At 69.9% G+C, this 22,445-nt stretch carries 16 protein-coding genes; 7 read left to right on the top strand and 9 right to left on the bottom strand.

All coding sequences use genetic code 11. The annotated features are described in order from the left end of the window. Positions 1-56: 56 nt before the first annotated feature. Positions 57-1,079 (top strand): LacI family DNA-binding transcriptional regulator, encoded by a 1,023-nt coding sequence (locus JHN63_RS02345; RefSeq protein ID WP_200676948.1) that lies wholly within the window; start codon positions 57-59, stop codon positions 1,077-1,079. A gap of 204 nt (positions 1,080-1,283) precedes the next feature. Continuing rightward, the gene (locus tag JHN63_RS02340) at positions 1,284-2,417 is read left to right on the top strand and encodes a cellulose binding domain-containing protein (protein WP_200676947.1); all 1,134 of its coding nucleotides are present in this window, start codon (positions 1,284-1,286) and stop codon (positions 2,415-2,417) included. Between the two features lie 305 nt (positions 2,418-2,722). Here the strand turns inward: JHN63_RS02340 and JHN63_RS02335 are convergent, their stop codons facing one another. After that, positions 2,723-5,518 (bottom strand): alpha-L-rhamnosidase, encoded by a 2,796-nt coding sequence (locus JHN63_RS02335; RefSeq protein ID WP_200676987.1) that lies wholly within the window; start codon positions 5,516-5,518, stop codon positions 2,723-2,725. 631 nt (positions 5,519-6,149) lie between these two features. On the opposite strand from JHN63_RS02335, the gene JHN63_RS02330 reads away from it, so the two are divergent. From JHN63_RS02330 to JHN63_RS02310, 5 genes are all read left to right on the top strand, one after another. Next, positions 6,150-7,568: an MFS transporter gene (locus JHN63_RS02330; protein WP_200676946.1), complete on the top strand. Its 1,419-nt coding sequence runs from the start codon at positions 6,150-6,152 to the stop codon at positions 7,566-7,568. 98 nt (positions 7,569-7,666) lie between these two features. After that, positions 7,667-10,129, top strand: coding sequence for a glycoside hydrolase family 3 C-terminal domain-containing protein (locus JHN63_RS02325; protein ID WP_200676945.1), 2,463 nt, complete (start codon positions 7,667-7,669; stop codon positions 10,127-10,129). 55 nt (positions 10,130-10,184) lie between these two features. After that, positions 10,185-10,811 carry a TetR/AcrR family transcriptional regulator gene (locus tag JHN63_RS02320; protein WP_307781790.1) on the top strand — a complete coding sequence of 209 codons (627 nt, stop codon included), beginning with the start codon at positions 10,185-10,187 and terminating at the stop codon, positions 10,809-10,811. 215 nt (positions 10,812-11,026) lie between these two features. Next, positions 11,027-11,797, top strand: a complete 771-nt coding sequence (locus JHN63_RS02315) for an SDR family NAD(P)-dependent oxidoreductase (protein ID WP_200676944.1) — start codon at positions 11,027-11,029, stop codon at positions 11,795-11,797. 78 nt (positions 11,798-11,875) lie between these two features. Next, on the top strand, positions 11,876-12,676 hold the full coding sequence (locus JHN63_RS02310; protein WP_200676943.1) for an SGNH/GDSL hydrolase family protein: 801 nt from the start codon (positions 11,876-11,878) through the stop codon (positions 12,674-12,676). A gap of 561 nt (positions 12,677-13,237) precedes the next feature. On the opposite strand, the gene JHN63_RS02305 is transcribed toward JHN63_RS02310, so the two are convergent. The 8 genes from JHN63_RS02305 to JHN63_RS02270 all read right to left on the bottom strand — a co-directional run. Then, positions 13,238-14,257: an NADPH:quinone reductase gene (locus tag JHN63_RS02305; protein ID WP_200676942.1), complete on the bottom strand. Its 1,020-nt coding sequence runs from the start codon at positions 14,255-14,257 to the stop codon at positions 13,238-13,240. Positions 14,258-14,358: 101 nt separating this feature from the next. Then, positions 14,359-15,252 (bottom strand): aldo/keto reductase, encoded by an 894-nt coding sequence (locus JHN63_RS02300; protein ID WP_200676941.1) that lies wholly within the window; start codon positions 15,250-15,252, stop codon positions 14,359-14,361. Further along, positions 15,249-15,806: a TetR/AcrR family transcriptional regulator gene (locus JHN63_RS02295; RefSeq protein ID WP_200676940.1), complete on the bottom strand. Its 558-nt coding sequence runs from the start codon at positions 15,804-15,806 to the stop codon at positions 15,249-15,251. Before JHN63_RS02295 ends, JHN63_RS02300 begins: the two co-directional genes overlap by 4 nt. Before the next feature lie 83 nt (positions 15,807-15,889). Beyond that, the gene (locus tag JHN63_RS02290) at positions 15,890-17,491 is read right to left on the bottom strand and encodes an MDR family MFS transporter (protein WP_200676939.1); all 1,602 of its coding nucleotides are present in this window, start codon (positions 17,489-17,491) and stop codon (positions 15,890-15,892) included. Positions 17,492-17,578: 87 nt separating this feature from the next. Beyond that, a complete protein-coding gene (locus JHN63_RS02285) occupies positions 17,579-18,928 on the bottom strand; it encodes an MFS transporter (RefSeq protein ID WP_200676938.1) in 1,350 nt (449 codons plus the stop codon). Between the two features lie 257 nt (positions 18,929-19,185). Beyond that, complete coding sequence (locus tag JHN63_RS02280; RefSeq protein ID WP_307781789.1) at positions 19,186-20,496, bottom strand: acyl-CoA dehydrogenase family protein; 1,311 nt, start codon at positions 20,494-20,496, stop codon at positions 19,186-19,188. Between the two features lie 207 nt (positions 20,497-20,703). Then, entirely contained in the window at positions 20,704-21,219 is a 516-nt protein-coding gene (locus JHN63_RS02275) for a nuclear transport factor 2 family protein (protein ID WP_200676937.1), read from the bottom strand. After that, positions 21,216-22,445 (bottom strand): acyl-CoA dehydrogenase family protein (locus tag JHN63_RS02270; protein WP_200676936.1); only part of this gene is annotated, 1,230 nt, incomplete at its 5' end. The genes JHN63_RS02270 and JHN63_RS02275, both read right to left, overlap by 4 nt.

The raw sequence follows: 22,445 nt of genomic DNA, 5'->3' as shown, positions 1-22,445 counted from the left end.
CGTGTGCTCACCCCCCTCCGGCCGGTAAGATCGGTGATCTCTTGGGGGAGGTGGTCATGGGCAAGCGACGCCTGGGGACACCGACGCTGGAAGAGGTGGCCGCCCACGCGCGGGTGGGGCGGGGCACGGTCTCCCGCGTCATCAACAACGCGGCGGGCGTGAAGGATTCGACGCGCCGGGCCGTCCAGCAGGCCATCGAGGAACTGGGCTACGTGCCCAATCTCGCGGCCCGTTCCCTGGCGGGCCGGCGGGCCGATGCCGTCGCCCTGGTCATGACGGAGCCGGACTGGCGGCAGTTCGCGGAGCCCTTCTTCTCCGAGATCGTCAGCTCGCTCGGGAACGCGCTGACCGACACCGGAATGCAGCTGCTGCTGACCCTGGTCCGCTCGGACACCGAGCGGCAGCGCTTCCTCGAGTACGCGCGCGGCGGCCGGGTCGACGGCGTCCTGCTCATGTCGGTACACGCCGGCGACCCCCTGCCGGACATGCTCGCCGAGGCCCGGCTGCCGACCGTGCTGCTCGGGCGCCGTTCCGGGGAGGAGTACGTCAGCTACGTCGACGCGGACAACATCGGCGGCGCCCGCAGCGCCGTCTCGCATCTTGTCCAACGAGGCCGCAGAGTCATCGCCACCATCACGGGGCCGCTCGACCTGTACGCCGCCCAGTGCCGGCTGCGCGGCTACGAAGAGGCCCTCAAACTCGCGGGGTTGAAGGGCGAGCCGTCCCTTGCCGCCGAGAGCGACTTCACGGCGGACAGCGGGCGCCGCGCCATGGCTCGGCTCCTGGAGCGGCATCCGGACATCGACGGCGTCGTCGCCGCGTCGGACACGACGGCCGCGGGTGCCTTGGAGGCCCTGCGCGCGGCCGGACGCCGGGTACCCGAGGATGTCGCCGTGATCGGTTTCGACGACTTTCCGCTGGCCCAGCAGACCGAGCCGCGGCTGACGACGGTGCGTCAGCCCATCGAGGAGATCGGGCGGGCCATGATCCGGCTGCTCCTGGAGGAGATGGAGGAGGGTGCGGTGGCCTGGCGCCACGTCATCCTCCGTACGGAGCTTGTGGTCCGCGACTCGACCTGACGTCCGCCGGGTCAGGCGCACTGTGTCTCGCCCCCGCGTCCGACCTGCGGCTTCGAAATCGGTTCAACGGGTTCACGCCCACAGTCTTGTCATGGACGTGGAGCATCCCTACAGTCCTGCCGAGCCAAGGTTTGGGAGCGCTCCCATTCACAACATGGCGGGAGCACTTGCCCATTACCCCCCATCCCTCTGAAGAGGATCCGCATGCGTCCTTCAACGCACCATGCCCGCAGCGCGCGTGGCTTGCTCGGCGCGCTGCTCACCTCGCTCGTCTCGCTCGCCGCGCTTCTGACCACAGCGTCGGTGGCACAGGCCGACACCTCGATCTGCCAGCCCTTCGGCACGACTACCATCCAGGGTCGCTACGTGGTCCAGAACAACCGCTGGGGCACCAGCGCCGCTCAGTGCATCACCGCGACGGACTCGGGGTTCAGGATCACCCAGGCCGACGGATCCGTCCCCACGAACGGCGCTCCGAAGTCGTACCCCTCCGTCTACAACGGCTGCCACTACACCAACTGCTCGCCCGGCACCAACCTTCCCGCCCAGCTCAGCACCGTCTCCACCGCGCCGTCGAGCATCTCCTACAGCTACGTGAACGACGCGGTCTACGACGCCGCGTACGACATCTGGCTCGACCCCACGCCACGCACCGACGGCGTCAACAGGACCGAGATCATGATCTGGTTCAACAAGGTCGGATCCATCCAGCCGATCGGCTCCCCGGTCGGCAACGCCGGCGTGGGCGGGCGTGACTGGCAGGTGTGGTCCGGCAACAACGGCTCGAACGACGTGCTGTCGTTCGTCGCACCGTCGGCGGTCACCAGCTGGTCCTTCGACGTCATGGACTTCGCCCGGCAGGCCGTCTCGCGCGGACTCGCGCAGAACAACTGGTACTTGACGAGCGTTCAGGCCGGATTCGAACCCTGGCAGAACGGCGCGGGTCTCGCCGTCACCTCGTTCTCCTCCGCCGTGAACACCGGGTCGTCCGGCGGCAACCCCGGCAACCCGGGCGGCTCCACGGCCTGCAAGGTGGCGTACGCGACGAACGTCTGGCAGGGCGGCTTCACCGCCGACGTCACCATCACCAACACCGGCTCCTCCCCCGTCAACGGCTGGCAGCTCGCGTTCGCCCTCCCCTCCGGGCAGCGGATCACCAACGCCTGGAACGCGAACCTCTCCGCGTCCTCGGGAGCCGTCACGGCGAGCAACGCGAGCCACAACGGCCAGATCGCGGCCGGCGGCCAGGTGTCGTTCGGGTTCCAGGGCACCACCGACGGAGCCTTCGCCAGGCCCTCCGGCTTCAACCTGAACGGGACGGCCTGCAGCGCTGTCTGACACACCGTCAATCTCCGGGGCCCGCCTGCCCGCCGCACGGGCGGCGGGCCCCGGAGGCCCGATGGGAACGGCACGCCGGCTCAGATCTGACACCCCCATGGGCGGCGACGCAGGCTGGGACGACACGGAGTCGGGCAGTACCGGGCAGCTCCCGGTCATCACTCATGGCCACACCACCGGGCCAGGGCTGACGAGAGATCACTTCACGATGGCAGAAACGGGCACTCACCGGCAGGACTGACGGACATGCTCGGCCGGGGTCCGTACTCGGCGGCAAAGCGAACCTCCTGTCACGAACACGCCCGTCAGGCGCGGCCCTCCAGCTCCGCGAACCTGGCCTCCAGGTCGGACAGGAAGGTCTCGCCGTCAGGGATCATCCCCGCGATCGCCCGCACAGTGGTGCCGGCCGGAGCACCCGACCCACTGTCGATGAAGGCAGCGGCCTCCGGGATGTACGCGATCAACAGGTCCTTGAAGGCGCGGGCTGCCTCCTCGCGGTCCAGCAGGGCGTCGATGCTCATGTCCACGGACAGCGGGGCCCGTTGGGCGTCCGTAGACGCGTACGGAACCGTCCAGCCGTACCGGCCCGATCCGACCTCGACGGCGTCGCCGCCGCTGTCCGGCAGGACGACCTCGGCGGTCGTGTTCGGCGGCACGAGTGCCTCGACCGTCAGCTCCGTTCCGGCCAGGTTCCAGGACACCTCCGCAAGGCCGTACGGCGTGCGCAGTCCCGCCCTCGCGTGGGTGAGGCCGCCGCCCGGTCGCGGCTCCACCCGCAGGCGGCGGTAGCCGGGCTCCGCGGGGGCGAGGCCGGCGACCGTGCCGTGCAGCCAGTCGGCGACGGCGCCCAGGGCGTAGTGGTTGAAGGAGGTCATCCCGCTCGGGTTGACCGTCCCGTCGGGCAGCAGACTGTCCCAGCGCTCCCAGATGGTGGTCGCACCCATGGTGACCGGGTAGAGCCAGGACGGGCACTCCTGCTGGAGGAGCAGCCGGTACGCGGTGTCGGTGTGCCCGGTGCGGGTCAGGGCGTCGCAGATCAGCGGGGTGCCGACGAAACCGGTGGCGATCTTGTGGCCGTTGGCGCGGACGAGCTGGGCGAGCCGGTCGCCGGCGTGGGCGCGCTGGGTGTCGGATGCCAGCAGGTCGAAGCAGAGCGCGAGGGCGTACGCGGTCGGCGCGTCGGCCATCATCCGGCCGGCGCCGGTGACGTATTCCGCTTGGAACGCGACGCGGATCTCCTCGGCCAGGGCGCGATAGTGCTCCGCGTCCTCGTCGCGGCCGAGAATCTCGGCGGCGCCGGCGAGAAGTGTCGTGGATCGGGCGAAGTAGGCGGTGGCGACGAGTTCACCGGGGGTCGCGGCGCCGTCGGGCCGGCCGGCCGGGGCCGTCGGGTCGAGCCAGTCCCCGAACTGGAAGCCGCTGTCCCACAGCCGGCTCGCGCCGGCGATCGAGGCGACGTGGTCCACCCAGCCACGCATCGAGTCGTACTGGGCGGCGAGGACACCGGTGTCGCCGTAGCGCTCGTGGAGCACCCACGGCACGACCACGGCGGCGTCGCCCCAGGCCGCGGTCGGGGTGTCGGCGCCGGCGACCCCCACCTTGGGCACCACGAACGGCACCACGCCGTCCGCGCCCTGCTCGGCGGCGAGGTCGGCGAGCCAGGAGCCCAGGAAGCCGGCGCTGTCGTACAGGTAGGAGGCGGTCGGCGAGAAGACCTGGATGTCGCCGGTCCAGCCGAGGCGCTCATCGCGCTGCGGGCAGTCGGTGGGAACGTCGAGGAAGTTGCCGCGCATGCCCCACACCACGTTCTCGTGCAGGCGGTTGACGAGATCGTCGGAGCACTCGAAGAAACCCGTGCGCTCCAGGTCGGAGTGGAGGACGACGGCGCGTACGGTCGCCGGGTCGAAACCGACGGGCGCTCCCGTGATCTCGGCGTAGCGGAAACCGTGGAAGGTGAAGCGGGGCTCGAAGACCTCCCTGCCCTGCCCCCGCAGGGTGTAGGTGTCGGTCGCGGCCGCCGTGCGCAGCGGCCTGGTGCACAGCTCGCCGTCCTCCAGGACCTCGGCGTGCCGCAGGGTCAGGACGCGGCCCGCCTCGCCGGCCACGGTGAGGCGGAGCCGGCCGACGAGGTTCTGACCGAAGTCCAGGAGTGTCCTGCCGGACGGGGTCGTGGTCACGGAGACCGGAGCGATCTCCTCGATGCGGCGGACCGGCGGCCCGTCGGGCGCCACGAGGGTGGAGAGGTCGCGTGCGACGGGACGCACCCCGCGCCAGCCGGAGTCGTCGTGGCCGGGCTCGGACCAGCCGGACCGTTCCAGCCGTGCGTCGTAGGCCTCGCCGTCGTACAGGCCGGAGGAGACGACCGGGCCGGTGGCGGCCCGCCATGAACCGTCGGTCGTGACGCGCTCGGTGGTGCCGTCCTGGTACTCCACCTCCAGTTGGGCGAGCAGGGCGAGGCGGTCGCCGTAGACGGCACGGGTCTTGCCGTCGAACCCGATGCGGCCGCGGAACCAGCCGTCGCCGAGGACCACGCCGATGGCGTTGCGGCCAGGACGCAGGAGACCTGTGACGTCGTAGGTCTGGTAGCGCAGGCGCTTGTCATAGGCCGTCCAGCCCGGGGCGAGCACGTCGTCGCCGACGGGGGTCCCGTTGATCTCCGCCTCGTACACGCCGAGCGCGGTGGCGTACAGGCGGGCCGAACGCACAGGGCCGCGCAGGTCGAACTCGCGGCGCAGGAACGGGGAGGGCTGGTCGGTGCGCGGGTCCTCGTCCCAGTCCGGGGTGACGAAGACGGCCGACCAGTCGTCCGGGGCGAGCAGGCCGACCTCGAACTTCGCCGGTTCGCTCCACGGCGAGGTCTCGCCGTCGGATCCGGTGACGCGGATACGGACAGTAGCCCTCCCGCGCGCCGGGAGCGGCTCGAACGGCCAGGTCACGAGGACGGAGTCGGCCGACTCCACCCGTGCCCGCACGGCCGGAGCACCGGCGTCCGGGGCCGTCAGCTCCACCTCGTAGGCCGTCTGGGTCCAGTCCCGGGCCTGCGTGAGCGTGGTCCAGGACAGCCGGGGGCGATCGGTTCCGAGGCCAAGCGCGGTGCGCATGTGCTCGAAGCGGACATCGGCCACGGCACCTGACCGGTCAAGGGTTTCCTGGCTCACGTGTGGTCCTCACTCTCGCGGCCGGGCACAGCTGTGTCCCCGTGGCCATCATGAGCCGCCACTCAATGAATCGATTCATTCCCCGGGCTGCGGCAAGGGGAACATCCTGGCGGCAGCGGGAGAGATCCAGATGGCGACTCGAAAAAAGTTATGGCCGAAACCCTAGCCACGAATCCCGAACGTAGCTAGGTTTCCGTCACGTGAACTTCTTGTTCGCACTGGAACCGACCGTTTCAGAGGTCCGGAGAAGCCGTACTCCACGCCGCTCCCCCGCTTGCACGGCTCGGGCTCACCAGCCAGAAGGAGCCGGGCCGGCAGGCCGGTCCACGGTTCCCACCGTGACCGCCACGGAATTGAAAGGTTCCAACTCCCGGGCACAGCTGCACCGTTGCCCCGCTCCCCTCGGATGCGCCGTTCGTCCCGTACGAACCTCCCCCACCGCCCCGACGAGGTCACCTTCTGCAGGACGCTCACTCCTCACTCGCCGAAGAGAGGCCACACCGCCGTGTCTTCCTCCACCACACCCTCGTCGCCGCCCGCGCCCGCGCCGACGGCCCCCGCCCCCAGAGCCGGTATGGGAGCCCGTTTCGCTCTCATCGCCCTCGCCCTGATGTGGCCCACCCAGCTGCTGTCGCTGGCCGGCCTGCTCGGCGGCAACGCGCAAGCCTCCGTCGCGCTGCACTTCCACACCACGGAGATCGGCTGGTTCATCCTCGTCAACGCGCTGGTCGCCACCGCGATCACGCCGTTCGTCGTGAAGGCCGCCGACTTCTACGGCAAGCGCAACGTCATGATCGCCATCACCGCTCTCGGTCTCGTCGGTGACATCGTCGCCGCGCTGGCCACCAACTACAGCATGCTGCTGGTCGGCCGGGGCATCGCGGGCTTCTACGGCCCCATCGCCGCCCTCGCCTACGCATCCGTCCGCGAACTCTTTCCGCCCAAGCACGTCGGCGCGGCCAGCGGCCTGATCGGCAGCGGCATCGCCTTCGTCGCCCTCGGCGGCCCCTTCCTCACCGGCTGGGTGATCGACAGCTTCGGCTTCCGGGGCGTGATGTGGTCACTGGCCGGCGCCACGGCGATCGGCCTGCTCCTCCTGCTCACCGTGGTGCCGGAGACCCCGCACCGCGCGGAGCGCACGAAGGTGAACTGGACCGGCGGCGCACTCCTCGGCGGCGGCGCGGCGGCCCTCACCTACGGCATCGGCAAGGGCGGGGAGTGGGGCTGGACCGACGGCGGCACCCTGGCCTTCATGCTCGGCGGTGTCGCGGCCGTCCTCCTCTACGTGGTGTCCGACGTCAAGGCAGCCCATCCGCTCTTCGACCTGACGATGATGTCCCGCCGCTCCGTCTGGGCGGTCATGCTGGCCACGGCACTGATCTCCGCGACCGTCTTCGGCACCGGCGTGATCGGCCAGCTGCTGGTGCTCTTCCCGAAGATCCCCGGCGTCTCCGACGGCCTCGGCATGACCGCCACCCACTACGCGATCATCGGCATCCCCGCCAGCATCCTCATCCTGGCCGTCGGCTTCGGCACCGGCGTCGCCCTCCGCAAGGTCGACGCCCGGCTGCCGCTGGCCCTCGGCGCGGCGCTGGCCGCCGTCGGCTTCCTGCTCCAGCGGCAGTGGCACTACACCGACACCCAGCTCATGTTTCTGGGCACCATCTCCGCTGTCGCCCTGGGCCTGATCGTGTCCTCGGTCCCGGTCCTGATCATCGAAGCGGTGACGCCCGACGAGCAGGCCACCGCCAACGGGCTGCAGGGCATGATCCAAGGCGTACTCACGACCGTCATCACCCAGACCGTCTACGTCGTCCTCGCCAAGGACAGCACGGTGGTCCAGGGCACCCGCTTCTACCATGACGCCGCCTTCAAGAACGCGATGCTGCTCGGCGCCGGCCTCGCCCTGCTCGGGCTGCTCGCCGCCGCCCTGATCCCCCGGCTCAAGCGCGCCCAGGACGTCGAGCCGGAGACAGCCGCGGTCGGCTCCTGATCGCCCCCCTGGCCCGGGGCTGCCGCCGAATCGCCGCCCCGCAGGCGGCAGCCCCGGATCCCGGACTCCACCCCTCGCAGGAAAGGCAGGAACAGCCCATGACCCGTCGACAGACGGTGGACGAAGCGGATCTCACCCGGCGCCTGGGCGCCATGTCCCTCAAGGAGAAGGTGACCCTGCTCACCGGCGGCGACGCCTGGACCCTGACACCGGTCGTCGCCGCCGGCCTCGCTTCCCTCGCCCTGTCCGACGGGCCCGTCGGCCCCCGAGGCACCACCTTCGGCGACACGGCGGCCCCCGCACTCCTCTTCCCCAGTCCCAGCTCGCTCGCCGCGGCCTGGGACGAGGACACCGCCTACGAAGCCGGCCGCCTCATGGGCCTCAAGGCGCGGGCCATGGGCATCCACGTGCTGCTCGCCCCCACCGTCAACCTGCACCGATCCCCCCTGGGCGGACGGCACTTCGAGTGCTACTCGGAAGACCCGCATCTCACCGCCCGCACCACGGTCGGCTTCATCAAGGGCGTGCAGTCGACCGGCGTGGCCGCGACCGTCAAGCACTTCATCGGCAACGACTCCGAGACCGAGCGGATGACGTACGACGCGCGGATCGACGAGAAGACCCTGCGCGAGACGTATCTGCCGCCTTTCGAAGCCGCGGTGCGGGAGGCCGGCGCCTGGGTCGTGATGGCGGCCTACAACTCGGTCAACGGCAAGTCGATGACCGAGAACGGCGAGCTGCTGGACGGTCTGCTCAAGGAGGAGTGGGGATTCGACGGCGTCGTCGTCTCCGACTGGCAGGCCACCAAGTCCACCGAGGACTCGGCCCTGGCCGGGCTCGACGTGGTCATGCCGGGCCCCGACGGACCGTGGGGCGCCGCCCTGCTGTCCGCCGTCGAGGAAGGCCGGGTTCCCGAAGCCGTGATCGACGACAAGGTCCGCCGCATCCTGCGGCTGGCCGCCCGGGTCGGGGCACTCAACGGCGTGGAAGCCGCGCACACCATGGAGGGCAACGACAGCACGGCCGGCGCCGCTTCGGTACCGAAGGACGTGCGCTCCCGCATACGGGATCTCGCGGTCCGCGGTTCCGTACTCCTGCGCAACGACGGCCTGCTCCCCCTCCGTACCGACACCCTGCGCAAGGTGGCCCTGATCGGCCCCAACGCCGTCCGCTTCACCGCGCAGGGCGGCGGCAGCGCCCACGTCACCCCCGAACACATCGTCACCCCGCTCGAAGGACTGCGCCGGGAGCTCGGCGACGACGTCGAGATCACCGTCCGCCAGGGCGTCTTCCCGCACGCGACACTCCTTCCGCTGGACGGGAACACGTCCACCGACCCGGTGACCGGCGAACCCGGTGTGCGACTGGAGTACCGGACGGCCGACGGCACCGTGGTCTCCGACGAGCACAAGGACCCCGCGAGCACCTGGTTCCCGCTCCTCCTCGCCGACGAGGTGGCGGAACTGGTCGTACGGACCCGCCTCACGCTCCGCGAATCCGGCGTACACAGGCTGTCGGTCCTCGGCCCCGGCCACTTCACGCTCCAAGTCCCCGGAGACGAGCCGCAGACCCACGAACAGCTCCAGGACAACGACGACATCGGCTCGCTGGTGCTCTACCCGCCCTCCCACACCTTCGCCTTCTCCGCCGACCACGGCACGACCGAGATCCAGGTGCGTTTCCGGCCACAGCGTCACTTGCCCCACCCCATCACCCTGTTGGGCCTCGGATACGACACTCCGCGCGGCACCGATGACGAGGAGCTGGAGGCGGCCGTCGCCGCGGCCTCGGACGCCGACGCCGTCGTGCTGATGGTCGGCAGCGACGCCCACACGGAGTCCGAGAGCGTGGACCGCACGACCCTCGCCCTGCGCGGACGGCAGGACGAACTCGTCGAACGGGTCTGCGCCGCCAACCCGCGCACGGCCGTCGTCGTCAACGCCGGCGCGCCCTTCCTCCTGCCCTGGGCAGATCGGCCGGGCGCCCTGCTCTGGTCGTGGTTCCCCGGGCAGGAAGGCGGTGACGCCATCGCCGACATCCTCACCGGCACCGAGCCGGGCGGCCGCCTGCCCACCACCTTCCCCACCACCGAGGCCGATGTCCCGGTCCTGTCCACCCAGCCGGTCGACGGAACGCTGGACTACACAGAAGGCGACCTGATCGGCTACCGCGCCTACTCCGCCTCCGGCACCGATCCCCTCTTCCCGTTCGGCCATGGGCTGTCGTACACGACCTGGGACTACGAGGACCTGGTCATCACCGGCGACATGGAACGCGGGCTCACGGTCCGGGTCACCATCCGCAACGCCGGGGAGCGCCGGGGCCGTGAGGTCGTCCAGGCCTACCTGGATCCGGTCGGCGACGAGCCGAGGCGTCTCGTCGGCTTCGCCGCGGTCGAGGCGAGCGCGAGCGCGTCCGTCATCGCCACGATCACCGTGCCCGCACAGGCCCTCACCGTCTGGACTCCGGTCGGCAGGACCGCGCGATCCGGGCCGCACCGGCTCCGCGTGGGACGCTCGGCGGCCGATCTCCGGCTGACCGCCGCCGTACCCCGGCCGTGATGATCTCGATCCGCGCCCCGCCCCTCCGCGTCCATGAGTGAAGTACGGTCACACCGTGAGCAGCACACCACGCAAGCCCAGGGGTCCTTACCGCAAGGGCCTCGAGCGCCGTGAGCAGATCCTGCAGGCGGCGCTGGAGGTCTTCAGCGAGCATGGCGAACGAGGTTCGTCGCTCAAGGAGATCGCCGCCCGCTTGGGCATGTCCCAGGCTGGTGTGCTGCACTACTTCGACTCCCGGGAGGACCTGCTGCTGGCCGTGCTGGCCCAGCGGGACTCTCTGGACGCCGAAGCGGCCGCCGACGTGATGTCGCCTGGTGAGGCGGTGGCCCGGACCGTCGCTCACAACGCCCAACAGCCGGGTCTGGTCGACCTGTTCGTGACCCTGTCGGCCGCCGCGTCGGATCCGGCCCATCCCGCTCACGCCTTCTTCAAGCGGCGCTACACGGACCTGAGCGCCCGGATCCAGGAGGGCCTGGACCAGGGCCGACAGCACGAGCAGATCCGCGGGGACGTCGATTCGGAACTCATGGCTCGCCTGCTGCTCGCGGTGTCCGACGGCATCCAGTTGCAGTGGCTGCTGGATCCGAGCGTCGACATGACCGCTCTGGTCGACGCGTTCAACCAGATGTGCGCCGCCCCTGTCGGCACGAGCGACGACGTGCCGGCCGACGAATCCAACTGACGCACAAAGCCGTCCGTCCCGGACGGATCGACAAGGCGACAGCACTGTAAGGCGCAGTCACGCCCACGCGCGTCGTGCTGCCCTGAGGTCAACCCCCGCTGTCGATCTGCTCGGTGCGCCCTCCCGGGCCGCCGACGCCGTCGTACGCACCGACGACCGCGTCGGATGCTCACCCGTACCCACACACCCGCCGGCTGAGGCAGGAAGGAATCCCCATGGAACGACTGACCGACCGACGGATCCTCGTCACCGGAGCAGCCTCCGGTATAGGCCGTGCGACGGCACTCAGACTGCTCGCCGAAGGTGCCCGTGTCTTCGCCACCGACATCACCGACGACGCGCTGGCGGGGACACTGGCCCTCGCCGCCGATGCAGGCACGGCCCACCGGCTCGTCACGGCGCTGATGGATGTCTCCGACGAGACCGCGGTCGACGCGGGCGTGACGCAGGCAGTCGGCACACTCGGCGGGCTCGACGCGCTGGTGAACGTCGCCGGCATGCTGCGCGGAGCCCACACGCACGAGTGCTCCCTGGACCTGTGGAACCGCATCATCGCCGTGAACCTCACGGGCACGTTCCTGGTCACCAGGGCTGCCCTCCCCGCGCTGTTGGAGACCGGCAGGAGCGTCGTGGTGAACTTCAGCTCCACCTCCGCCCAGTTCGCGCACCCGATGATGGCGGCGTACTCCGCGAGCAAGGGCGGCATCCTGTCGTTCACCCACAGCATCGCCCAGGAGTACGGCAAGCGGGGACTGCGTGCGGTGAACGTGAATCCGGGCAGTATCTCCAGCGGCATCACTGAGAACATCTTCTCGCTGATGCCCGAGGACACGGACTGGAGTCTGCTCTCCAAGCTCACCGCGCCCATCGCCGAGGGCTTCGGCTCGCCCGAGGACGTGGCCGGGGTCGTGGCGATGCTCGTCTCGGACGACGGCGCCTTCATCACCGGTACCGAGATCCGCATCGACGGCGGAACCCACCAGTAGGGCGCACGGCGTCCGCGGGACGAGTCCCGGCCCATCATGAACACACGCACCACAGACGAAGCTCAGAGACGGAGAAAGATGAGTGCACGCTTCCGTCATGTCGCGGCTCTCGGCAGCTCGTTCGCCGCCGGGCCCGGCATTGAGCCGATCGCGGACCGGGCGGCTGGGCGCTCCACACGCAACTACCCCCACCTGCTCGCCGAGCGGCTGGGTGCCGAGTTGACCGATCTGACGGTGTCCGGAGCGACGACCGAGACGGTCCTCGACGTTCCCCAACGCCGTATGAAGAGGCAGTTCCCGCCCCAGCTGCGGGCGCTGCCGGCGCGCGCCGACCTGGTGACGATCACCGTGGGCGGCAACGACCTCCACTACGCAGCCGGCATGTTCGCCCTGGGCATCGCCGGGCGGGTGTCGTCGTATGCCTGGGTCCGGCCACTGAGCAGGCTGCTGCCGCGCCCCCAGGCGCCGACCCGAACGCCCGACGCCGTCGAGGGTGCCGCCGCCAATCTCGCGCGCGTGGTAGACGCCGTCCGGGACAGGACTCCCGGTGCCCGGATCCTCCTTGTCGACTACCTCACCGTCATCGGACCCGACACTCGATACAGCCGAGAAGCGCCGTTCGACCAGACGGCCATCGACGGGCTGAGGCGCCTGGGCGATCAGGTCTCCCGGATGTTCGAACTCGCCGCGTCCCGGTCGGGCGCGGAACTCGTCCGCATGGGAGAACGCAGCCGCGGCCACGCACTGGGATCGGCGGACCCTTGGGTGACCGGACTACCTGACCGGCTCCGCCGACTCAGGACGCAGGCCCCGTTCCATCCGAACGCCGACGGAATGCGCGCCGTCGCCGATGCCGTCGCCGAGCACCTGGAAGCTTGAGAGCTGTCCGGCAGGGTAGCCACGGTCAGCGCCCATGAAATGCGTGCTCTCAGGGGCGTCACTGCCGCGCTGGTTGCCGCGTGCGTCGGCCGCTTCTCTTCTCCGCGATCCGAGGTCACGCAAAGGAAGCGACGGAACGAGCAACTCGACGACTTGGGTGTGCCAAAAGGCCTGCCACTCCTGCTGCGTACCAACGCCCAGTACGGAATCGAGCTGAACTGGCACTCGTCGGTGCGGTTGGCATCCTCTCCTCGGAACACACAGACAGCCGGCGCGGTTTGTCGAGATCCTGGAGGACTTCCTCGCGACCAACCGGTAGCAGGCACGCCACACGGCCCAACTTCACATCGCCTTCGTCTCCCTGGCATGCAGCCATCTGCCGGCGACGCCTGAACGAACTCCTCGGAAGAGGGCCGCGCAGCCATTCGGTGACTCACTTTCCTGACCGTGGCGTCGAGACGAGTCGTGGCCCGGGCCAGCATGGCGCCCGCGTCGGCGCAGGTCGCCCGGACGGTGGTGATTTTGCGGTGGCTGAGCCACCTGCCGGCGGGCAGCCAGGCCTCACGACGCCACGTCCACCAAGACCTTGCCGACGGCGCCGCTCTCCACCGCCCGGTGCGCGTCGGCGGTGCGGTCGAGCGGAAAGCGGATCAGTGGCAGGCCGTGCTCCTCGCCGACCGGCAGGGCGCCGGCGTGGACCGCGGCTGCGACGTCCTCGGCGGCCGCGGCGCGCGCCTTCGGTCCGGCCGTGTAGAGGATCAGGAATTGGAAGCGTGCGTTCAGCACCATGTTCTGCAGCACGTTCAGTTCGACGGGCTTGCCACCGTCGTTGGCGTAGGTCGAGATCGTGCCGCGGGTCCGCAGCACGGCCAGGTCCAGCGGGAGGTTCGCGCCCAGCGCGACCTCGGCGACGATGTCGACACCGTCCGGGGCGATCCTGCGGATTTCGGCGGCCGGGTCGGCCCCGCGATAGTTGATCACATGGTGGGCCCCGGCCGCGGTGGCCAGCCGGGCCTTCTCCGGGCCGCTGACCGTGGTGATCACGGTGGCGCCGGCCCATCGGGCGAGCTGGATCACCGCGTGCCCGACCGCCCCCGCTCCCCCTGCGGCGAGCACCACCTGGCCGTCGAGGGCCCCGGGCCGCAGACGGCGTGGCCCGTCCTCGGCGACGGTGAGCGCGCGGTGCGCGGTGAGCGCGGGGACGCCGAGTGCGGCACCGACGTCGAACCCGGCATCGTCGGGCAGCGGCACGGCCAGCTCGGCGGGCACGACGGTGAACTCGGCGGCGGTACCGGTGGGCCGTCCTGCGGCGGCCATGAACAGCCAGACCCGCTGGCCGACACGGCTCTCGTCGACCCCTTCTCCGACGGCGTCGATCGTGCCGGCGCCGTCGAGGTGCGGAGTGACCTCGGAGAAGTTCTTGGGGTGGGCGGGGCCGGAACGGGCCTGCCAGTCGGTCGGGTTGACTCCCGACACGGCGACGCGCACGCGCACCTCGCCGGGGCTGGGCGCGGGGCGATCACGGTCGACGAGCCGAAGAACGTCCGGGCCGCCGTTGTCGCTGTAGATGATGGCTTTCATGATCCGTCCTTGGAGCCGGTGCGGAAGGGTGTTCCGGCAGGGTCGGGTGTGCGGTCAAGGTGTCCGGCGTGTGGTCGCGACCCAGGTCGCGTTGGTTGCGGTCAGCCGAGGGGGACCTCGTTGGAGCGGGACTTGACGGCATCGAGTGTGGCCAGCGCCGCGGTGTCCAGGGTGATCTCGCCGGCCGCCATGTTGGCCTCCAGGTGGGCGGCGTCGGCGGTGCCGGGAATGAGCAGCACGTTCGGGGAGTGGTGCAGCAGCCAGGCGAGGCCGACTTGGGAGGCCGTGACGCCCAGGGACTCGGCCACCGCGTGCACCGCCGGCTCGTCGGTCGCTTTGGGCAAGCCTGGAAAGGCCCCGCCGAGCGGGAAGAACGGCACCCAGGCGATGCCCTCGGCCGTGCACAGTTCGAGCATGTCCTCGTCGTCGCGGGAGACGAGACTGTAGGCGTTCTGCACGCAGGTGACACCGGCCGGCAGGGCGCGGCGAAGCCCGTCGAGGGTGACGCTGCTCAGGCCGATCGCCCCGATCTTGCCTTCGTCGCGCAGGGCGGTCATCACCGCGAGTTGGTCGTCGAGGTCGACGACTTGGTCGCCTTGCGGGCGCAGCCCGGGGCCGGAGTCCAGGCGGCGGAGGTTGACCACCGCTAGCCGGTCGACATCGAGGCTGCGCAGGTTGTCCTCGACACTCGCGCGCAGTTGCTCGGGCCGCTGTGCCAGGCGCAGCGGCGGGTGTCCGCCGGGGTTGGGGTCGGCGCCGACCTTCGTGACCACCAGGACGCCGTCCTCGGGGCGCAGCACCTCGCGGATCACGTCGTTGGCGAAGCCGAAGCCGTAGAACTCCGCGGTGTCGACATGGCCTACGCCCAGTTCGAGCGCTCGGCGCAGCAGGGCGACGGCCTCCCCGCGGCGGTCGTGCAGGCGCTCGAGCTGCAACGCGCCGTAGCCGATCCGGAACACGGTCCGGCCGGCGAACGGAGCGGTCGGGGTGGTCATGACACTGTCTCCTCGGGCGGTGACTGCAGGGCGGTGTAGAGCAGTTCGGCCTGGTAGAGCGCCATCACCCGGTGGGCGATGGGGGTGGCGCTCTCAACGGCCTGGCCCGGCTCGTGGCGCTCGACCTTGACCAGCCAGGCCGTGACGCACTCGTGCAGCATCGTGCGCATGCGGTCGGTCATGTCGATGACGATGCTGCGGATGGCCGGGTTGGTGGTCGCCTCGCCCCAGGTCTGCACGCCGACTCTGGCGGCCACGGGGTCGATCGCGGCGATCAGCCGGCGGAGCAGTTCGTCGGGGTCGGGCGGGGTGTCGCTCGCGGCGTACTCGCTGATGACCTTGGCGCGCTCGGCGAGCACCTCGCGGGCGGAGGACTGGACCAGGTCGGCCTTGTCGCGGTAGTGGGCGTAGATGGAGCCGGCCGAGAGGCCGGACTCGGCGGTGATGTCGGCGATCGAGGTCCGCTCCAGGCCGTTGCGGCCGAAGCAGCGCAAGGCGGCCTGCGTGATCTGAGCACGCCTCAGTTCCTTGCGCGCGTCGGTGAGCCGGGGCATCACGATCCTCCCTCAAAAAGAACGACTGTGCTGCTTGTGACTCTACAAGCAAGACAGCCGTTCTTTTTGTGGTTTCCGTCCGCTCAACTCGCTTTCTTCTCAGGTCCGTTGAGCGCACTCCCCGGTGTCTCCCGGCCTGGTCCGCCGGAGTCGCCACCGGCGAGCCGCTTCTCCGGAAGTACGACGGCAAGCACGGCACCGGCGAGGAACAGCGGGACCAGGTAGGCGAAGACCGGTGTCAGGGCGTGCTGGTAAGCCGCAACCACCGCGTCCTGGATCCGAGTCGGCAGAGCATGGACGAGTGCCGGGGTCAGGGACTCCGTGTCGCCGACCGTCGTACGGCCGGCCGAGGACAGCCGGGTGCCGAGTTGGTCGGTCAGTCGGCTGGTGAAGAGCGCGCCGACCGCGGCGGTCCCGACCGTCGCACCGATCTCGCGGAAGAAGTTGTTGGCGGAGGTCGCGGTGCCCACGTCGTCGGCGGGGAAGGCGTTCTGGACGGCCAGGACGAGGGTCTGGGACATGAGGCCGATGCCCACACCCATCAGGAACAGATACCCGCAGAGCAGAGTGAGAGGGGTGTCCACCTCGAGAGTGGAGAGCAGAAAGGCCGTGACGGCGATGACGAGCGAACCGGCGATCGGATAGATCCGGTAGCGGCCGGTCCGGCTCATCTGGAGGCCGACCGGCAGGCTCGCGCCCATCAGGCCGACCACCATCGGCAGCAACAACCAGCCGGACTGCGCGGCGGTGACGCCGTAGACCATCTGCAAGTAGGTAGGCATGTAGCTGACGACCGCGAACATGCCGACACCGATCACGATCATGCCGATCAGGGTGGCGATGTCGAAGATGGAGCTGCGGAACAGGCGCAGCGGGATGATCGGTTCGGCCACGCGGCTCTGCGAGTAGAAGAACAGGACCCAGGAGCCCGCGCCCGCGCCGGCCAGGCCGAGGACGAGCGGGTCGCTCCACGCGTAGTCGGTGCCGCCCCAGTCCGCGACCAGCACGGTGCAGGTGACGGCCGCCGTCATGAGCGTGATGCCGACGTAGTCGACCGTGGCCTTGAGCGCCTTGCGCGGCAGATGCAGTGCCACGGCGCACACGGCGAGTGCGAGCAGGCCGACCGGCAGGTTGATCCAGAAGCACCAGCGCCAGCCGATGCTGTCGGTGAACCAACCGCCGAGCAGCGGGCCGACGACTGACGACAGTCCGAAGATGACACCGATCGGAGCCATGTACTTCGCGCGCTGCCGGGGCGGTACCAGGTCGGCGACGATCGCCTGCGAGGTGATCATCAGTCCGCCGCCGCCCAGGCCCTGGACGGCCCGGCCGATGATCAGCATCGCCATGTCCTGCGCGGATCCGGCGATCGCGGAACCCGCCAGGAAGAGGACGATTCCGCCGAGGTAGAGACTCCTGCGGCCGAGCAGATCGCCGAGGCGTCCGTAGACGGGCATCACCACGGTGGCGGCGAGGATGTAGGCCGTGGTCACCCACGCCATGTGTGTCACACCGTGCAGCTCGCCCACGACGGTGGGCAGTGCGGTGCTGACGATGGTCTGGTCGAGCGAGGCGAGCAGCATCACGGCCATCAGGCCGGCGTATATGAGTCCGAACCGGCTCTCACCGTCGAAGGAGTGCCGCTTTTCCTCCGGCGAGCGCGCCACGGAGAGGGAGTCACTCATCGGTTCTCCGGGGTGAGGGGGGATGAACAGGAGGCGGGGGCCTGATGACTGACAGGGCATCAGGCCGCCGGAGGGGTCCTCACGCCGTCATGCCGGCTCGGCGGTGTTGTCGGGAAACTTCTCGACCGTCCACGGTGCCGGGAACTTGGGCAGTGCCGCCGCCAGGGCGACGGCGACCATCGTCAGGGCGGTGAGCGTGAGGACCGGCACGGTGTAGCTTCCGGTCGCGGTCTGCACCGCGCTGACCAGGAACGGCGAGATACCGAGTGACAGTGTGGAGATGGCCAGCGTCAGTCCCTGCAGTTGCGCGAACGAGGCGAGGCCGAAGTACCGCGCGATGAGGTAGGGGCCGAGCGACGACTCGGCGCCGGTGGCGAAGCCGAGGAGGATCATCGCGACGAACAGCAGGGGCGCCGAGTTGCGGTTCACGAGTGCGATCAGAAGCCCGACCGGCACTGCCGCGAGCATCGGGACGACCACTCGGGGCCGGTCGGTCCGGTCCAGGATCATCCCACCGGCGAGAAGGCCGACGACCGACGCGGCGAACAGCGCTGACAAGGACAGCGAGACCGTCGCCTCGTCGAATCCGCGCTCGCCGAAGAAGTCGACCGCGTTCTGCCGCACGGTCATCGGGCCGGCCGCCGCGAAGGCGAGGGAGACCGTGATGGATATCCAGATCCGCGTTCGGACCGCCTTGCGCAGCGGAATGCCCGGCAGGCGGGGCAGCTCGACTCCAGGTCCCGTCACAGGAGGTCCCATCGGCTGTCGCGGCTCCGCCGGCTCCGAGATGAGGAGGACAGCCGTCGGGATCGCCACAAGGGCGATCATCGCGCCCACGAGGAGGTAGGTGCCCTTCCACCCGAGACCCGCGCTGCCGCTGATCAGCCACTGGAACACGGGCGAGAGCACGGCGGCGGCCACGCTGGAGGCGATCCCGATGAGGGCGAATCCGACGCCCTTGTGGTGCGGCAGCCAGGTCGAGACGACTTTGAAGACGACAGCCAGGCTCGACATGAAGCCGAACACGGCCGCCAGGATCAGCACGATCGCCAGCAGGGGAACGCTGGACCCGCACAGCGGTATGAGAGCGGTCATCGCGGCGTAGAGGACGGCGGAGGGGATCGCGACCCTGCGTGCGCCGAGTCGATCCACCCAACGGCCCGCGAACGGCAGGACGATCGGGCCGATGAACAACGGGAGCGAGACGAACAGGAGAATGCCGGCGGCCTTGGCGGTGCCCGTGTCGTGGGAGAACGACGGCACGATGAACGTGGTCATCGCGGAGAGTCCGGAGGGACTCACCAGTACAAGGAGCAGACAGCCGGCCAGCGCGCCCTTGGCGCCCGGTGGTGCCTTCCAGAGGTCGGCGAGGTAGGACTTCCAGCCTGCTTCGGACGAAGACGGGACGGTGTCGTCCGTCGGCACGGAAGTGGTCATGGGAAAGCCTCCGTTACGGAAACGCCGCGGCCCCATTGGCGCGGCGAGCTGGTGCAGAGGGCGGCTCAATCGGTCATGGACCGAGGGTGTGAAGCGGTGGAACGCGTTGCTTCCGATCCGCTGTGGGAGCTGCTCCGGCGGTCGGCGGGGCCGACGTCAACTGCTGTTCGACGTCGGCCTGTCGGGTTCGGTCGTGCACCGATTGCGGTGCACGACCGACTCCGACGACGGGACCGGCGGTGACACCGCCGCTCAGTTCACGCCGGGCGCGGCACCGGGCCCGGGACCTTGCCGTTGGCCGCGTGCGGGGGCAGCTTTCCGGGAGGGGGTGAGCCCAGGGCGGCTATCACCGGGAGCGGCTCCAGCCCGAAGAGGTCCCGACCGTTGATCTCCGCCATCGGGTCGATCCGGAACGCGCCGTGGGTCGCCAGCACGTGCACGTCCCGGACGAAGCGCTGGATCGGGTTGGACAGGCCGACGGTCGAGGAACCGAGTGCCAGCTGCAGCCCGTCGATCACCTGGAGACAGGCGTGGATCTGATGGACGAGGTCCATCGTGATCTCCGGTTCGTCCCACGGGTGGAAGTCCTCGCCCGCCAGCGCACGCCGGTCGATCTCGTCCGCCTGCCGCTCGATGACCGCCGCGGCTGTGTTGATGACGGCCCTCGCCTTGCCGGCCACGACCTGCGTCGAGGCCATGTCGGCCATGGTCGGATACGGCAGGTTGAACGGCGGCCGCTTGGCGGCCTGCTCGACGAAGGCGCGGAGAGCACCCTCGGTCATGCCGAGGGCGAGCGCCGCGAAGGCCGTCGTGGTGGCGACCATGGTTCCGGTCGCGGAGTGCATGAATCCGAGCCCCTGGTACTTGCCGCGCAGGGCGTCCATGCGGGCGGGCATGTCCATGGTGTGGATGACCCGGTACTCGGGGACGAACACCTCCTCGTCGGCGCGCACGCTGTTGCTCGACGTGGCGCTCATGCCCATGACCTGCCAGTCGTCGACGATCGTGTACTGGTCCTGCGAAAGCAGACCCATCGCACGACGCCGTTCTCCGGTCTTGGGGTCGTCGTACTCGAACCCGACCGAGCCCCACTTCGCGATCTTGCAGGCGCTGCCGAACGCCCACTTGCCCTTCACCATCCAGCCGCCCTCGACCTTGCGACCGTCGCCGACCTTGGGGGCGAAGACGGTGGCGCCGAACAGGAGCGGTCCCTGCCAGGTGTCGATGTCGGCGAAGACCTCGTCCTTCACACGGTCGTCGAGTGCGAGCGCGCTACGGGACGCGCTGGAGACGATCACCGTCCAGCCGGCCGACCCGTCGACGCGTCCGAGTTCACGCACGACCTCCGCGGTGTCGCGAGCACCGAGCGCGAACCCGCCCAACTCCACCGGGACGGTGATGCGGAAGACCCCGATCTCGTGCAGCACCGAGACCGTCTCGGGTGCGAGCGTGCCCAGCAACTCGCCCTCGCGGGCACGTTCGGCGAGGCCGGGCGCCGCAGCGCGCACCGCGTCGCGCATGTGCCGTCCCTCCTCGCTGATATGGGGCGACTCGGGGAACCTGCTCACTTTGGGCAACGTCATGGTCATCTCAGTTCTCTTTCTTCATCCTTGGGCATCGCCGACGCGTTCATCACTGCGCACGGGTGGCGGCTGATCGCGATGCGGGGCCGGAGCACCTCGGGCCGGCTGCGTCCAAGACGGGTGGAGGGAGGGGCCTTCGAGATCGACGGCGGGAGCTGCGGCGATGATCGGCGACTGGACCGAGCTCGCCCCTCAGGTCCCCGGCAGCGGCGCGGCCATCTTGCGGAAGGCACTCCAGTGCTCGGCGAGCTTGCCGTCGCGTACGCGGAACACCGTGACGATGTACCAGTCGTAGGTCTTCCCGGGGCTCTCCGGGTCCGGCGTCGGCTGTTTCATCATCACGCAGGCCAGTTCGCCGTCCAGGACCACGCTCACCACCGGCGGCGGAGTGCCGTGACCGGTCGGGACATGGCGGAAGTGCTCGATGATGTTGTCCCGGCCGTTGCCGGGGGCGTTCGGGTCGTGCTGGACGTAGTCCTCGACGATGTAACGCTTCATCACGTCTTCGACGTTCTCCTGCACGGTGCCGTCGCGCACCATGCGCGCGAGGTCCGCCTCGAAGTCGACCAGCAGACGCTTGACGGCGGTCCGCTCGGGGGTGTCCGCCTGGGCGACGGCGGCCTTGTAGTCCTCGCGGTCGAGCCAGGTCTCGTACAGCGCGGGATCGTTGATGTGCGCGATGCCGTCGATGATGCTGAAGTCGTTCATGCGCGGATGGGCTCCTTGTCTCGGGACGGGTCTGTCGAGGCGCGGCGCTCGGGGACGGCGCCGCCGATCATGGCGAAGGGGGCCAGGCCCAGGAGCCGACGCCCGTTCTGCTCCGCCAGCGGGTCGATGCGGATCGCGCCGTGCGAGGTGAGCACGCGGGCGTCGCGGACGAACCGCTGGATCGGATTGGACAGGCTCACCGTGGACGAGCCGATCGTCTTCTGCAGGAGGTTGATCGCGTCCTCGCACAGGTTCGCCGCGTAGGCGATGGAGAGGCTCATCTCGGACTCCTCCGGCGGGGTGAAGTCGAGTCCCTCCGCGGTCCGCGCGTCGATCTGGTCGGCCGCGCCCTCGATGGTCGCGGCGGCGACGTTGATCATCGCGAGTGCCTTGCCCGCCGCGACCTGGGCGGACGCCATGTCGCCGATCGTGGGGTAGGGCAGGGTGAAGGGCTTGCGCTTGTTCGCCTGCTCGGTGAAGCAGTCGAGCGCGCCCCGGGCCATGCCCAGGGTGATCGCGAGGTTCGCGAGCGTCGCGCAGAGCAGCAGCGCCAGGCCCCGCTGCCCGTAGCCGAAGCCCGTGTAGCGGCCGTGCAACTGCTGCAGCCGGGGCGGGAACTCACCGAGGTCGATGAAGCGGTGCGCCGGGACGAACACCTCGTCCTGCACGCGAAGGCTGTTGCTGGCCGATCCCGACAGCCCCATGACGTCCCAGTCGTCGAGGATCTCGTACTGCTCCCGGCGGAGCGCGACCATGCCGCGCCCGCTCCCTCCGGCTTCGGCGGGGTCGTACTCGATACCGACCAGCGCCCAGCTCGCGTGCTTGCAGCAGCTGCCGAACGCCCACTTGCCCTGCACCATCCATCCGCCGTCGACGGCCCGGGCAGCGCCGACCTTGGTCGCGAACACGGACGCGCCCACGATGGCCGGCCCGACCCAGTCCGCCGTCTCGGCGCGCACCTCGTCGACCACCTGCGCATCCATCGCGAGCACGTTCTTCACGCCCACGCCCACGAACCCGGCCCACCCGGCGGAGCCGTCGCCCTCGCTCAGCGCGGCGATCACCTCGACCAGGTCCCGTGCACCGAGGCCGTACCCGCCCCACTCCACGGGCATGGACATGCGAAAGACACCGGCGTCGTTGATCGCTTCGAGCACCTCGGGGGTGAGCGCCGCGATCTTCTCTCCCTCGCGGGCCTGGGAGCGGATCAGCGGGATGAGCCCGCG

It is taken from the genome of Streptomyces sp. MBT65 (assembly GCF_016612545.1).
In the GTDB taxonomy this organism is placed as follows: domain Bacteria; phylum Actinomycetota; class Actinomycetes; order Streptomycetales; family Streptomycetaceae; genus Streptomyces.
Note: the sequence above shows the minus strand (reverse complement) of the source record. Positions and strands in the feature narration are given on the sequence as shown.

Excerpts from the sequence above, each read along its gene's own strand:
- JHN63_RS02315 (WP_200676944.1), top strand. The coding sequence starts at position 11,027 with ATGGAACGACTGACCGACCGACGGATCCTCGTCACCGGAGCAGCCTCC.
- JHN63_RS02335 (WP_200676987.1), bottom strand. The coding sequence starts at position 5,518 with ATGCGCACCGCGCTTGGCCTCGGAACCGATCGCCCCCGGCTGTCCTGG.
- JHN63_RS02300 (WP_200676941.1), bottom strand. The coding sequence starts at position 15,252 with ATGACCACCCCGACCGCTCCGTTCGCCGGCCGGACCGTGTTCCGGATC.
- JHN63_RS02295 (WP_200676940.1), bottom strand. The coding sequence starts at position 15,806 with ATGCCCCGGCTCACCGACGCGCGCAAGGAACTGAGGCGTGCTCAGATC.
- JHN63_RS02345 (WP_200676948.1), top strand. The coding sequence starts at position 57 with ATGGGCAAGCGACGCCTGGGGACACCGACGCTGGAAGAGGTGGCCGCC.
- JHN63_RS02285 (WP_200676938.1), bottom strand. The coding sequence starts at position 18,928 with ATGACCACTTCCGTGCCGACGGACGACACCGTCCCGTCTTCGTCCGAA.
- JHN63_RS02290 (WP_200676939.1), bottom strand. The coding sequence starts at position 17,491 with ATGAGTGACTCCCTCTCCGTGGCGCGCTCGCCGGAGGAAAAGCGGCAC.
- JHN63_RS02340 (WP_200676947.1), top strand. The coding sequence starts at position 1,284 with ATGCGTCCTTCAACGCACCATGCCCGCAGCGCGCGTGGCTTGCTCGGC.
- JHN63_RS02275 (WP_200676937.1), bottom strand. The coding sequence starts at position 21,219 with ATGAACGACTTCAGCATCATCGACGGCATCGCGCACATCAACGATCCC.
- JHN63_RS02305 (WP_200676942.1), bottom strand. The coding sequence starts at position 14,257 with ATGAAAGCCATCATCTACAGCGACAACGGCGGCCCGGACGTTCTTCGG.
- JHN63_RS02330 (WP_200676946.1), top strand. The coding sequence starts at position 6,150 with ATGGGAGCCCGTTTCGCTCTCATCGCCCTCGCCCTGATGTGGCCCACC.
- JHN63_RS02310 (WP_200676943.1), top strand. The coding sequence starts at position 11,876 with ATGAGTGCACGCTTCCGTCATGTCGCGGCTCTCGGCAGCTCGTTCGCC.
- JHN63_RS02325 (WP_200676945.1), top strand. The coding sequence starts at position 7,667 with ATGACCCGTCGACAGACGGTGGACGAAGCGGATCTCACCCGGCGCCTG.